The sequence below is a fragment of the Leptospira sp. GIMC2001 genome, from assembly GCF_028462125.1.
In the GTDB taxonomy this organism is placed as follows: Bacteria; Spirochaetota; Leptospiria; order Leptospirales; family Leptospiraceae.
On sequence record NZ_CP115468.1, the window covers coordinates 1,232,023 to 1,245,845 of the forward strand.

Consider the following 13,823-nt stretch of genomic DNA (forward strand, 5'->3'; position numbering starts at 1 on the left):
TTTTTCCTAGTTAGTGGTCATGTTTCTAGGTAGAGTAAATTTTTTAGTCTTTGTGCTCATTGGATATTCGGCGGTACAAGGTGAATTAGTAGATAATAATACCAAGCTCTCTTCCAATTAATTTTCCTTGTCAAAGAGAATGGATTTGGAGTATTCATTATAAAGGGTGTATGGGATGAAATTGAAAAAAATTTTGCAGATGAATTGGAAAAAACCTGAGCTTGGTCAATTGGATCTAGTTAAAGAAGAGAAGAAGTTGGCCGTGAATTTAGCTATGGAGAGAGCTGAGAGTCGATTGGAATCGATAGGTATTTTAACTTCCCATTTCAAAGGTGAAGATGCTCAGGTATTGGTAAGAGCTTTCTTGGGAGATTTACTCAATGCAGTTAAGATTTTTGAGAGCCAACTAGAAATCAAAAAAGAGGAGATTTTCAATTCATTGGAAGAACTTTCCAAGAATGTTACACCAGAATCTCAGGGTTTGATGGCAGAATTTGGTAAACACAAATTACTCATCGAGTTAAGTTTAAAGGAAAGTTTAAGTGATGAAAATATCGAAAAATTGGAGTTCGAATCCTATACTTTATTCAGTAGTTTATCCGCTGCCTTTAAAAATTCAATTCAAAATGATCTCTTTACGGAAATGGATCATTTTAATAGAATTTCAAAAATTAAAAAAGAATTGGGCTGGGTTTTCTTAATTTTTTTTCTAATTGTGGGAATTTATACAATGTCTTTTATCCAAAGAAATTATTTGTATGAGATCGGAAATCAAGAAATTCAGCTTTTTTTTGTTACACAAAAGTTTCCTGATTATCAAGAGGATAAATCTGTTTATAACAAGTTAGATATCTCAGAAAAAGGGAAATGGGTTGATTTGAGTTTTAAACTGCACGAAACTCAAGATGCACTGACGGGGGTTCGTTTGGATATTTCCAACGAACCTAATGTGAAAGTACAATTGGATTATTTAAAATACTTGGATCAAAGAGGAAAAGTTCTTTGGGAAAGAAATTTTGAAATCCAGGATAATTTTCTTCCAGCTGACTACGATAAACTTTCTGGCTTAAATGAGGTCAAGCCTGGAAAGATTAAACCTGGTGAATCGCTTGAGATGATAACCATGGGATTCGATCCATATTTTTCTGTTACGAGTCCTTCGATTGATGGTGTGACAGAAGTTGTGGTTCGGTATCGATTCATAGACGAAAGAAAAAAATTCGAGGATTGAGATTCTGAAATCCACTCTGTTCTTGTTTTTTTCTTTTCTTGATAACGATGTTTTGTAAATACATGATCAATGATTACTTAGCTCGAGATGACGATGCTCAGTATACAATAAAAAAATCTAGACCACTTGGCTTCTATCAAGGAGAATTAATAAATTGGCCAACTTAATTCCTATTGTAGTCTATGCAATTTTTAGTAATTTTTACTTCACCTATACAAAAACTATGGGTTATAATAAGACCAAGCCAATTCTAAAAGATCGGTTCGTTTTATCCTTAGGATTTTTCTAATGGCACAAACTGGATTTGATTTCTTTTTTTCCAAGAAAAACCTAACTAAGTGGCGAAATGAATTAAGAAATTCACTCGAAAATGAAATAAGTGATCTAATTGGACGATTTCCTCTTTCATTACAAAAACCAATACAAGGAAACTTTCGTGCTTTGTTAGCCCTGGAAAAGACTGCTTCTCTAGAACAGTTTGCCATTTTACTGAATGAATATTTCTATTTTAGTGATCTCAATACCTATATCCAAACATCAATTCAATCTATTCCTAAAGACAAGAAGAACACACCAATAACTGACATTCATGTTGAGTTAATCGAGACATTGAAGGCAGATTTCGGAGAGGAAGATTTCCGATTTCTTGAATGGGAGAGGATGAAACCAGGATCGAGAGAATGGATAGGATATTTTCAGGGAATCGCTAAATACAATCTGGATCAAGCTAAGAATTTTAAAAGAAATCTGACCTCAAAAGATTCAAGGATGGAAGAGATTACTTCTTGGAAATTGTACAAGCATAGAATCAAGTCTCCGCAAGTGACGGGCTCCCTTGAAGGCAAGTCAAATGTTTTTGTGATTCATAAGACACCGGTCAAGTTGTACAATCAATTGAGCTTAGCTCGGAGAAATCTTTCGCGGATTTGGAATGAAGGATTCGAAATATTTAATATTCTAACTGAACAGATACAAATCGTTCGCTCTAAAGGATTGGTTAGTTATAGTCATTTTAATGAACAAGGAATTAGTTATATCAATCTATGGGAGAGAAATTACTTAGATACAATTGATGATCTATTCCACGAGAATGCTCATCATCATCTAAATCTAATTCTCAAGAAAATGAAGATATTTCGCAAAATGAATGAAGATGAAATTTACTATTCTCCGTGGAGAAAATCACTTCGATCCATTCGCGCGATTCTACATGCCTGTTTTACTTTTACCTGGGGGGCTATGCTATTCGAACAGGTAGTGAAATTACCGAATCATGCGGAAGTAAATTTGAAACCGGAAGATATCAATCGAGCAAAATTGCGATTCGTTGAAGAAGTGATAAACAATCGTTTCTCACTTCTTGATCTTAAGGAATATATGGATAATGAAGGTTTTACACCAAAAGGCAATCTTCTTATTTCAACTTTAAATGAAATCAATCTAAGACAAAATCGAATTAAGAATGAAATCATTAAATCTTTCCCAACGAAACTAAAGGCAAATATGCAGAAATTTGAGGATGATTTGTTTTCTAAAAGATTAGAATTCCGTCGAAATTTTAGAGAATAATTTCCGATATTAAAAGAGATGGATCCGTCTTTTAAACCGAAACCACTTCTGAATAAATCTGAGTTACGTCAGATTAAGAAATCTAGGACTAAGGTTGAAGGCAAAAAAGTAGTAACGGATGATGTCAGAAAATTAAAAAGCCTAAAAGTAACACCAGAACTCAGCGCCGATGAAGAGATCAACTATTATAAAGAGCCGATCTGGATTGAGTATTATATTCCGAAGGAATCGCGATTTGCATATGAGACGAAGTTTTTATACGTTTACTTAGTTGATCCACCTGAGAGAGAAGATGGTTTCGATCGTTACCTAAAATTGTATAAAGAACGCGGTGAATTTTTTGACATCTATGATTTTATCAAAGAATATCCAAAAAATGAAAGTTTGGTTATGCAATCTTATCATGATAGAATGACTATGTTCGAGACTATTCATAATTCAGTGGAGGTTTATAGAAACAATCAAGATCCACTTGAACTCAAAAATGCTTGTTATGTAACAGAGGCTTTGATGAAATTTGAGCCGACGCTTGCTTCTGTAAAATTATTTCCTGACTTTCTTATCTATAATTTAAATTGGCTTATTCGTGAGCTCAATAAAAATCATATCAACTTTTCTTTGGAAGATACAACGATATCAGTTCTTATAAAAAGAAGAAATGAGTATTGGGAAAATTCGAAAATAATGGAAGACGAGGATTTTGAGTTGCTTGCCGCACTATTCTATGAACAGGCATTCCCTCATCGTGGAGCAGAAGAGCTTCAACCGGATGATTTCCTAATGGAATAAATTTGGATCACTTAACCATTGCAAGGAATTTTGAAGTTGGGATAATTCATTTTCATTAGGCGATGTTGAAATTTCTGAATTTTGTATTTCGATTTTTTCTAAATATCCGCGAATCGGTCTATCCCAATAAAAATAAGATATTTGATTTGTTTTCCAATCTTTTTTCGGTTTAGAGATAAAGCTATAGATTAGATTTTGAATTAGATGCGGTCTAGATAGACTATGGAAGGAAAATTTGGAAATGCCGTATTTTAGTTCATTGGCAATCCCGGGTTTTTGAAAGTCTTTGATGCCGAGTATGGGCGGAAGTATTCCGATTCTTGATCGTACTTTTTCTAGATTCGTATAGAAATTTTTATCATTTTCTAGAAAATAGTCCCAATCCAAGATAATACAGTCTGGTTTTTCTTGTAAAATATTCTGTGCTAGATGTTCGGCAGCTAACGGAACTAATACGCGAAGTCCGTATGTAACTAGTATTGACTTGATCAATCTATCCAAATTGGAGTCACCAGTAAACACCCAAAAAAGCAAGGATCGATTGTAAGTATTCAGAATTTCCAATGGGAGCAGGTTTAATCCAAGGGATATATCCCAATACCGAGCAATTCCATTTTTAACAAATAAATTTTTCTCATCTTGACTTGCCTTTCCAGCGACTATGAATTCAAGACTCCAGTCAAAAATTTCTTGAATTCGAAGAATATTGGGATTTATAAAAAGGAAAAATTTATCAGGATCATTCTCGGATAAACTTGGAATTTCTGAATTAGAAAGAACGGAATCGATTTTGAAACCTTTCCATTCCATATATGCTTTGAGAAACTTTAGTTCTGTTGGATTGAGATTCCAAGAGATAACTGCATCCAATTGTTTATGCTTCTTCTCCACAATAGCATTATTTTTCTTGACCCCTCCCAAGTTAAGAAGAATACTAATAAGTAGGAATGAAAGTCCTCAAACGATATGCAAATAGACGGCTCTACGATCCAGAGACCAGTAAGACAATCACCTTAGAGGATGTTGCGGCAATGATTCTTGATGGAAAAGAAATCCGAGTAGTGGATAATCTTTCCGGCAATGATATCACACCGAAAATCCTTGGGCAGACATTTCTGAAAGTTTCGCTAGGGCAGAGGAATGAGGATTTCAGTAATTTTATGCTGACAGCTCTCATTCGTGAAACGGGTAAAGATATTTCTGCTCTTTTTGAACGATTGGTAATGGGTGGTATTGGAGCTGGTTATCTCAACCGGGAAAGGATAGACAAAATTATCCAAAGTATGGTTGAACTAGGGAATCTAAAAGAAAATGATATCGGATCGTATCGTGACGATTTGTTCCGCAACCTTGCTGTTCGCGCAAGTGAGAAGAAAGACCAAGTTCTGCGAGATCTGGAGAAATTGAGTGAATCCCTCAATGAATCTTCCGAGACAACAAGCATCAATGAGATTTCCGACCGAATTCGAGAAGTTGCAGAAAGGCTAAAAGAATCAAAGGGAAGCTAAAGGGCGAATTTAATAAAACCGATAATACAAAAGAGGGAATTCCAGATGAAACTATACATATCGATTGCTGCATTTTTGATCCTAACTATTTCCATTCATTCGATAGAAGAAGGATTTTATGTTCCGGAGCCCAATCTTGAAATCTATGAAAAATTAACAAGACAGCTTCTCTATGGAGAACCAGAGCAAGCTGCCAATGCTGCTGAAGAATTGATGTTCTTCAATTCAAGAAGATCTGTCCGAACTCTTGTAAATGCTCTCAAAGGACCAGATAATTTTCCCGATAGTCCAAGCAATACGAACTTAGTCAAATTCCACTCTGCGAGAGCTTTAGGCTATCTAGGAAGTCCCTATGCGGCAAAACCTCTGATAGAGGAATTTACAAAAGTCCAAGACAAAATTGAAGAAATCAAATTTAACGAAAAACGCAAATTTGGTTTTGTTGCAATGGGTGACTCTGTAAACAGTCCATATTTCTTTTATAAAAATGATTATACCGTAACTCTTGCTGCAGGTGAAATGCTTCGCGCCTTAGGACGGTTAGAGTATACTGTTGAAGCTGAGAATACTCTAAAAGACGCCCTCAAACACAAAAACGCCTACGTTCGAGCATCTGCAGCTGATGGAATTCGCTTAATGGAACGAGTTGAGAACTTAGGGCCACTCAAAGAGGTGATTGGCTCCGAAACAGAAGACTATGCTAAGGCATCCATTTTGGGTGCAATTTGTACGCTAGAGCGTGGTGCAACCGAATCCTTCAAGCAACTAACAGAGATGTTATCGAGTGATTATCCTGGTGCTAGAATGAAAGCTTCTCACTATCTGGGAGAGATTAATCTTCGTCTTGCAGAAGTTCCTCTAACCAAAGCATTGGAAATCGAAGACAATCAGATTGTTTACAGTCAAATGAAAAAAGACTTAAAGAGAATAATGGCATTCAAGATGCCAGCATCTGTCGAAGAGTAGTTCTCTTAAGGGTTTTCTTCTACCCAATTTGCGTGGATGGTATCAAAGAACTCTTTGACTTCGATGATTTTCCCATCCACAAATCTAAATAAAAAATGATAATGATTGTTGTATTTTTTGCCATTTGCTTTTCTGAGCCCGTGGGATTCTGCGATAACACTCACTCGATCTTCTTCAGCAGTCATTTCATGAATTGTGAATACAAAGTTTTCAAAACTACGAGCAAGTCCCTTCAAACCTAAGCTAATCTTTCTCTTATCATATTTTCCCGACACATTGGCAGTACCCATGATTATCCATTGGAGATCCTCATGGAAAAGATCAAATGCGGGATTGTATTCTTTGTTGTTTATCCACTGGAAGAAGGATCGGGTTTTGTCTTTGAGTTCTGTTTGCATAAAAATTTGCTCCTATGCCTATCAAGTAATTAATGGACAGATCTGTCTATTAATTATCCAACAAATTCGCGTAGTTCTTCGCCGACCGTGTAGAATACAGATTTGGTGCCAAGAATTTGCAGAATGGTTGCTAGAAGTTCTGGTGTGGGTTCCACGCTAAAATGTTCATGAGCCTTGATCACTCGTTTGGGAGAACCGTCTCCCGATAGATGGAAGAAAACATTGGATGTGCCGCGACTCTGACCAAACAAATCATTCAATTTTTTTATGGTATCTAGAGCCGGGTGTTTTGATAGATCAATTTTTATATGAATGGACTTCTCCATTTTTTCTTCGAGTTTAGCTTCTGTTAGTTCTTCAACATGGTTGACGATGATTTGTCCCTTGGTTTCGGATTCTCCTACTTCCACTTTCTCTAAAGTTCCCTTAAGGAAAAGGGCGCGGCCTTCAACTAGGATGTCTTTGAATTCGTTATATGTTTTCGGAAAACAAACACAATCGATCTCTCCAGTTGGATCTTCGATGACAAGGTTTGCAAATTCTGCATTTTTCTTAGTTAATTTATTTTCTTTTTTTGAGACAATTCCAACAATTTCTACTTTTGTTTTGGATTTTATATCTTCAAGATTTTCAATTTTTGTGAAACGAAGCTGACGTAATTTCTCTTTGAATTTATCTAGTGGATGGCCTGAGAAATAAAGACCCGTCATTAGTTTTTCTTGCTTTAGTTTGAAATCAAAATCCCATTCTTCTGCTTCTTTCGGAAGATTCAAACTCATATGATTCGACATCATTCCACCGAATAGTGAAACTTGTCCTTCATTGCGCATCTCTTGTTCTTTGGATGCAAAGCTAAGAATTGATTCCAAACTCTCAGTAAGACATTTTCTTGTGTAACCAAAAGAATCCAATGCTCCACTCGCAATAAGGCTTTCTAGAACTTTCTTATTGACTAAACGAATATCTAAATTTTTTATAAATTCTTCTAAATTATTGAAACGTCCATTTTCTTTTCTTTTGGCAATAATATCTTTCCCAGCAAGATCACCGACGCCCTTAACAGACGATAAACCAAAAAGGATTCGCTTCTCCCCAGAGATGCTAAAATCTACTTCCGATTCATTTACGTCCGGACTGAGGATCGCGATTCCGATATCACGAGCATTGTTGATGTATTTTACTAGATCACTTGCTTTCCCATTTGCTGTGGCAAGTAGAGCTGCCATATACTCAGTTGGGTAATTGGCTTTTAGATAGGCGGTTTGATAGGTAATGATAGCATAAGCAACAGAATGCGATTTATTGAATCCGTATTCCGCAAATGTTTCCATCTGTTCAAAGAGTTCGCTTGCGATTTTACCGGAAATTTTTCTTTCTTCAGCACCTTTGATGAATTTCTCTTTGTAGTAGGGAATTTCCTTGATCTTCTTCTTCGCCATTACTTTACGAAGACCATCTGATTCACCAGCAGTAAATCCTCCCATGATACGTGAGATACTCATCACCTGCTCTTGATAGACGATGACTCCATAGGTTTCTTTTAGAGCTGGTTCAAGGTCAGGGTGTTGGTATACAATTTTGAGTTTACCACTTTTACGATCTAAGTATTCATCCAACATCCCCGCATTCATCGGACCTGGACGATACAGTGCAATTAAGGCAACAATTTCTTCAAATCCATTGACTTGAGCTTTGGCAACAAGGTCTGTGATTCCAGAAGATTCTAACTGAAATATTCCCTTAGTATCTGCACGTCGTAGTAGCGAATAGGTTGCCGCATCATCTAAAGGTATTTTATCAATTTCAATCTCAATATTCTTATGTTTATGTATTAATTCAAGGCAATAGGCAATTGTAGTTAAGTTCTTAAGACCCAAGATATCCATCTTGATCAATCCAACAAGTTCCAACATGTTCTTGTCATACTGAGTTACAATGGATCTTGTTTGTTTATCCTTTTCTGATACAGTAGCTAATGGTACAACTTGTTCTAGCGGGAATGGGGATATAACTACTCCTGCCGCATGTCTTCCGGGTTGACGAAAGTTTCCTTCTAATTTATGAGCAATCTGGAAAACTTTTCGGTTTAGATCATTTTTTTCTAGAATAGTTTTAAGCTCGGAAGAACTTGCGACTGCTTCATCCAAGGAAATATTTAATTTCTTAGGAAAAGCTTTCGTCATCTCATTGGATTCACTAAAAGATACATTGAAAACTCGAGCGACATCTTTAAGAGCAGCCTTGGCCGCAAGAGATCCAAATGTGATAATCTGTCCTACTTTATCTTCGCCGTATTTACGACGAATGTAGTTGATTACTTCTTCACGACGATCCATGCAGAAGTCGGTATCGATATCAGGCATTTCCTTTCTATCCGGATTGAGAAATCTCTCAAAAAGTAGATTGTATCGAAGCGGTTCAACGTCTGTAATTCCAACTGCATAGGCAACAATAGATCCAGCTGCTGAACCACGTCCTGGTCCAACAGGAATTTTAGCTTGCTTTGCAAAATTGATATAATCTGAGACGATTAGAAAGTAACCTGCGAAATTCATATTTCGAATGGTTTCCATTTCAAAATCACAACGAGTTCGAATTTCTGGAGTGATTGAACCGTATCGTCTAACAAGACCATCTTCGACTATTTTCTCAAGAAAAGTCTGAGCATTGTATCCAGGTGGAACTGGAAATTCTGGCAAGAGTGGAGTTCCAAAACTCAGATTGAGATTGCATTTGTCTCGGACTTCCAAGGTTTTATAAAATGCTTCAGGATTATCTGGAAATAAGCGCTTCATTTCTTCTGAATTTTTTACATAAAATTCCGAGTTGAAGCCAAGTCTCATCTCATCGTCAATTTTTTTCTGCATCCCAATTCGTAACAAAATGTTCTGAGCTTCTTGATCGTCGTGACCAAGAAAATGGGAATCGTTAGTTAGGATTGTTGGGATACCCAATCGTTTGCTAAATTCCAAAATCTTTCTTGCAACTATTGCTTGTTCGGGGATTCCATGATTCTGAATTTCTAGATAGAAATCTTCTTTGCGAAAAATTTCGTTGAGCTTACCTGCAAGTTGGAAGCTCTGATCTTCTTTGCCTTCAAGAATTTTTTTGTTAACTTCACCCGCAAGGCAAGCGGTCAGGCAAACTAGTCCTTCACTATGTCTTGATAATAGATCATAATCTATTCTAGCCTTCCGGTAGAATCCTTCCGTAAATGATCTAGATGCAAGTTTTATAATATTCTGATAACCAATCTCATCTTTGACGAGAAGGATAAGATGATAGGCTCCTCCATCGGCGATCTGTTCTAATTCTTCTTCTTTGTTTCTTGAAGGTGTAACATAGAACTCGCAGCCAAGAATGGGCTTGATTCCTTCCTTTTTGGCCTGGTTGTAGAATTCAATTGCCCCATACATATTGCCGTGATCTGTCATGGCAACACTGGACATACCCGATTCTTTGACCTTTTTCATTAGATCTGGGATACGAATCGCCCCATCCAACATGGAGTAGGTAGTATGTAGATGTAAATGGGCGAAATCTTCCATGGGTTTTGGAGCTATGGAGACATAGTCACTCTCAAGCCATTTTCAGTCAAGCAGGCTACCCTTGAAAATCTCGAGTTTTAGTTCTCTTTATGGACCGCGAACACAGCGAGCTGCTCGATTGGTATTGGATGCAATTTCTGTATTCAAGGTGCCAAAACTCGCATTCACCCAGGATACATTCGCATTGCCACTGACAACCGCAGTTACATTCGAAGACCACATCTGAGCATTTTCAAATCCTGGTGCCGGGAACAGACTTGTATCAAATTTATTTGCACCCGTAATGGAGAAATCAACCAAAGATAGTAGTTCGTTTCTGTTCGGAAGTCTCCAATCTGTATAAGTCGCCAAATTAAGATTATCACAATATTGAAGTGCTGCTTGCCAACTTATCGTATCTACTTCTCCAATATCATCGGAACATGTAGGGTCGTTGTTTCTTCCAGAGTGACATTTCTGCCAGATCAATCCTGAAATATTGTCACGAATGGTTCCATTCCCTTCGTCACTGAGATTGATCACTTCATCAACTTGTGGTCCTTGAACACATTGAACTCTTCTGAGAGTTCCAAAAGCTGTGTTTGCTGAAATTGTTCCAGCGAAATAAGTTAAGAAATGATACGAACTACCATCTGATGTTGATGTATAGAATGAACTTCCGCCCTCTGGGAAAAAATTTATATCTATGATTGGAGAAAGTCCTGCTGAATTATCAAGCAAAGTCGCCATCTCTCTGATTGAAGGAAGTCTCCAGCTAACACCATAAAACGATTGGCAAGTCGTCTGAGCATCTGCAAAATTAAAAGTATTTGCGGTATTGGTATCACAGTTATTTCCAGTAAGTCCTAAAGGACACTTTCTCCATGTAAGACCTGTTATGTTGTCAGTGATTGTTTCGTCACCGTTGTCTGTGAGTGACTTAATAATGGTAGAGCCATGAGTTGTTTCGGGTGCTTGATTGGGAAATCCTGCGACTGGACAGACCGAAGGTCCAGTCGTCGCATCGAAGCAATTAGAAGCACCCGTAGTAAAATGGGCAAAAGCATAAATCCCTTCTAGATAAAGTGCATACAAACTGATATTAGATGATCCCATAAGAAAGGATTGCCCTTGCGTATAAGTTGTTCCCGATCCGTCTGCTGCAGTATTCCATCCGATCCAAGCTTTTCCTGATTTGACTAAGCTATTTGGATTGCCGAGAACAGTTACTGTATCACCATTCAGATAGGTATTCGGATCGTTGGGAACAAAACCTGCAGTGGATCCGTTTGCAACATAGGTCACCGTAAAGCTAGAATTCCATTGAGCATACAAGGTGATATTTGCCGTGAGCATTGTAAATGTATCACTTCCATTATAACTTGTGCCCGATCCATTGGATGCTGTGTTCCATCCGGCAAAAGAAAAACCTGTCCGATCTAGATTTCCCGTATTAGCAAGAACCGTTACAGTTTCTCCTGTAAGATAACTATCGGAATCTATAGGAACGGTACCGGAATCATTTGCGTTTCCATCATAAGATACCGTAAAAGTTGGAAGGGCTGACCATTGAGCGTAGAGTGTAACGTTGCTTCCAGGCATAGCAAAACTATCGGTAGGATTATAGCTGGTTCCACTTCCATCAGAAGCCGTATTCCATCCAGTAAAGCTATGTGCTATTAATGCAAGGGATCCAGTATTTCCAGATACGGTAACAGTTGCGCTAGCAAGATAATTGCTCACATCTACTGGCACAGTGCCGGAACTATTCCCATTGCCATCGTAGGTTATCGTATAGGTCGGTAGAGTTGACCACTGAGCATACAACACTATATCTGCTCCATTCACTTGAATGGTGTTGCCCGCAACATAGCTATCACCCGAACCATCTGATTCCGTATTCCATCCGACGAAAGCATTTCCCGCCAAAGTCATTGAACCAGTATTTCCTAATATTGTAATGAATTGTCCATCGTTATAGTCATTACTATCCTCTGGATGGGATCCTCCGTCATTGCCGTTTCCGTCGTAAGTGATGTTGAAGCTTGGCTGAATGATCGGCTCTTCGACTGCATCTTCCGAATCAACAGGATTGGATGTATTCGAATCGACTCCCTCAGAAGAAATCAACCTATACAAAACACTCAATTCTTGGAATTCTTTACTTACCGATGGCAATCCGCAATTCTGAAATGATAAAGATGACAAAATGATCGAGAGAATTAATAAGAATTTAGGAAAAGTTTTCAACATAATAATCACTCTAAATTATATTAGAATAATACTATATTAGACTATCAAATAAACTAAAGGCAATAGGGTATTATACCCCACTGCCCATAATCAGTAAAATTCCAAGTTTATATCTTATTTCTGAGGAAGAGGTCCAAGCTTGCTTAGAAGTAAATCATTTACAGTTTTAGGATCTGCTTTACCTTTCGATTCTTTCATGACTGCTCCAACGAGTGCACCGAGAGCACGATCTTTTCCACTTTGATAGGAGAGAACGGATTCTTGGTTTTTCTCAAGAACAGAGTCAACGATTCGCTCAATTTCTTTGTCATCTCGAACTACTTTGAGACCTTTTACCTCGACGATTCTTTCTGGACTATCAGGTGAGGTAAGCATATCTTCGAAAACAGTTTTTGCAATCTTACCGGAGATTTCGCCTTTGTTGATAAGAGCGATCAATCCACCAATTCTTTCTGCACCCACTGAAAATTTATCGATCGAAGTGTTCTCTTTGTTCACAATGCCGAGGACTTCATCTTTAACCCAGTTGGATGTTTTTTTGGCATCACAAGAAATGCTGAGAGCTTTCTCAAAGTATTCTGAAATTTCTCTCTCGGAAGTCAAAACTTCCGCATCATATTCGGGTAACTTGTGTTCGCTGATGAATCGAAGTTTTTTTTCGTGAGGAAGTTCTGGCAGAGATTTTTGTATCTCGTTGATTTTTGATTGTGGAATTTCAAAAGCTGGAAGGTCGGGTTCAGGAAAATATCTATAGTCATGACTATTTTCTTTTGTTCTCATCGGAATTGTTTTGAGTAATGTCGCATCCCACAACTTTGTCATCTGTTGAAAGGTTTCTCCTCGAGAATAAACGTCCTTTTGCCATTCGATCTCATATTCAATTGCTTGCTTTACAGCTTTAAATGAGTTAAGATTCTTTATTTCTACCCTTGTTCTAAATTCTTTCTCGCTTCGCGGACGAATAGAAACGTTTGCATCACATCTAAGAGATCCTTCTTCCATATTGCAATCTGATACACGGACATAGCGGAGAATGGATTTTAAATTATTTAGATAGACATAAGCCTCTTCTGATGAACGCATATCTGGTTCGGAAACTATTTCGATTAGGGGTGTGCCTGCACGGTTTAAATCAACATAAGATCGATTGATACTAGAGTCATGAGAGTGGATCAATTTTCCTGCATCCTCTTCCATATGAATCCTTGTTAGGTTAATAAATTTCTCAGTTCCGTCTTTTAATTTAATCTGAACTCCGCCGCCTGTTGCGTAAGGTTTATCAAATTGGGAAATCTGGTATCCTTTTGGAAGATCTGGATAGAAATAATTTTTACGATCAAATTTTGTGAAATTCGCAATTTGGCAACCCAATGCAAGACCTGCAATAATTGCCTTTTCTAAGACTTCTTCATTGAGTACGGGTAAGGATCCTGGAAGAGCTGCACAAACTGTCGCTATATGAGTGTTTGGTGATCCACCGAATTCTGCTGTAGCCGGAGAAAAAATTTTGGATTTTGTATCCAACTGACAATGAACTTCAAGACCTATGATAACTTCGTAATCCACATTAACCCCTCAATTC

General features: G+C 37.6%; 10 protein-coding genes. 5 read left to right on the top strand and 5 right to left on the bottom strand.

Annotated elements, in window-relative coordinates; genetic code table 11:
* Positions 1-175 precede the first annotated feature (175 nt).
* The 3 genes from O4O04_RS06990 to O4O04_RS07000 all read left to right on the top strand — a co-directional run bounded on the left by O4O04_RS06990 (position 176) and on the right by O4O04_RS07000 (position 3,589).
* Positions 176-1,231 (top strand): hypothetical protein, encoded by a 1,056-nt coding sequence (locus tag O4O04_RS06990; protein WP_272535063.1) that lies wholly within the window; start codon positions 176-178, stop codon positions 1,229-1,231.
* Positions 1,232-1,519: 288 nt separating this feature from the next.
* Positions 1,520-2,800: an aKG-HExxH-type peptide beta-hydroxylase gene (locus tag O4O04_RS06995; RefSeq protein WP_272535064.1), complete on the top strand. Its 1,281-nt coding sequence runs from the start codon at positions 1,520-1,522 to the stop codon at positions 2,798-2,800.
* A gap of 18 nt (positions 2,801-2,818) precedes the next feature.
* On the top strand, positions 2,819-3,589 hold the full coding sequence (locus O4O04_RS07000; protein WP_272535065.1) for a hypothetical protein: 771 nt from the start codon (positions 2,819-2,821) through the stop codon (positions 3,587-3,589).
* Here the strand turns inward: O4O04_RS07000 and O4O04_RS07005 are convergent.
* Positions 3,578-4,480, bottom strand: coding sequence for a hypothetical protein (locus O4O04_RS07005; RefSeq protein ID WP_272535066.1), 903 nt, complete (start codon positions 4,478-4,480; stop codon positions 3,578-3,580). The two genes, O4O04_RS07000 and O4O04_RS07005, sit on opposite strands and share 12 nt — an antisense overlap.
* Positions 4,481-4,536: 56 nt before the next feature.
* Here O4O04_RS07005 and O4O04_RS07010 point away from each other — a divergent pair, with 56 nt between their 5' ends.
* The gene (locus O4O04_RS07010) at positions 4,537-5,097 is read left to right on the top strand and encodes a polyhydroxyalkanoate synthesis regulator DNA-binding domain-containing protein (RefSeq protein ID WP_272535068.1); all 561 of its coding nucleotides are present in this window, start codon (positions 4,537-4,539) and stop codon (positions 5,095-5,097) included.
* A 45-nt stretch (positions 5,098-5,142) separates the two neighbouring features.
* Positions 5,143-6,063 carry a HEAT repeat domain-containing protein gene (locus tag O4O04_RS07015; RefSeq protein WP_272535070.1) on the top strand — a complete coding sequence of 307 codons (921 nt, stop codon included), beginning with the start codon at positions 5,143-5,145 and terminating at the stop codon, positions 6,061-6,063.
* A gap of 5 nt (positions 6,064-6,068) precedes the next feature.
* Here O4O04_RS07015 and O4O04_RS07020 read toward each other — a convergent pair whose 3' ends face one another.
* The 4 genes from O4O04_RS07020 to gatB all read right to left on the bottom strand — a co-directional run bounded on the left by O4O04_RS07020 (position 6,069) and on the right by gatB (position 13,807).
* Complete coding sequence (locus O4O04_RS07020; protein WP_272535072.1) at positions 6,069-6,461, bottom strand: nuclear transport factor 2 family protein; 393 nt, start codon at positions 6,459-6,461, stop codon at positions 6,069-6,071.
* Positions 6,462-6,514: 53 nt separating this feature from the next.
* Positions 6,515-10,009, bottom strand: a complete 3,495-nt coding sequence (gene dnaE, locus O4O04_RS07025; protein ID WP_272535074.1) for a DNA polymerase III subunit alpha — start codon at positions 10,007-10,009, stop codon at positions 6,515-6,517.
* 87 nt (positions 10,010-10,096) lie between these two features.
* Positions 10,097-12,241: an Lcl domain-containing protein gene (locus O4O04_RS07030; protein ID WP_272535075.1), complete on the bottom strand. Its 2,145-nt coding sequence runs from the start codon at positions 12,239-12,241 to the stop codon at positions 10,097-10,099.
* Between the two features lie 114 nt (positions 12,242-12,355).
* Entirely contained in the window at positions 12,356-13,807 is a 1,452-nt protein-coding gene (gene gatB / locus O4O04_RS07035) for an Asp-tRNA(Asn)/Glu-tRNA(Gln) amidotransferase subunit GatB (RefSeq protein WP_272535077.1), read from the bottom strand.
* Positions 13,808-13,823: the final 16 nt, after the last annotated feature.

What these genes read in the sequence shown, in the direction of transcription:
- O4O04_RS06990 (WP_272535063.1), top strand. Translation starts at nt 176, where the DNA reads ATGAAATTGAAAAAAATTTTGCAGATGAATTGGAAAAAACCTGAGCTT.
- O4O04_RS06995 (WP_272535064.1), top strand. Translation starts at nt 1,520, where the DNA reads ATGGCACAAACTGGATTTGATTTCTTTTTTTCCAAGAAAAACCTAACT.
- O4O04_RS07000 (WP_272535065.1), top strand. Translation starts at nt 2,819, where the DNA reads ATGGATCCGTCTTTTAAACCGAAACCACTTCTGAATAAATCTGAGTTA.
- O4O04_RS07010 (WP_272535068.1), top strand. Translation starts at nt 4,537, where the DNA reads ATGAAAGTCCTCAAACGATATGCAAATAGACGGCTCTACGATCCAGAG.
- O4O04_RS07015 (WP_272535070.1), top strand. Translation starts at nt 5,143, where the DNA reads ATGAAACTATACATATCGATTGCTGCATTTTTGATCCTAACTATTTCC.
- O4O04_RS07020 (WP_272535072.1), bottom strand. Translation starts at nt 6,461, where the DNA reads ATGCAAACAGAACTCAAAGACAAAACCCGATCCTTCTTCCAGTGGATA.
- dnaE (WP_272535074.1), bottom strand. Translation starts at nt 10,009, where the DNA reads ATGGAAGATTTCGCCCATTTACATCTACATACTACCTACTCCATGTTG.
- O4O04_RS07030 (WP_272535075.1), bottom strand. Translation starts at nt 12,241, where the DNA reads ATGTTGAAAACTTTTCCTAAATTCTTATTAATTCTCTCGATCATTTTG.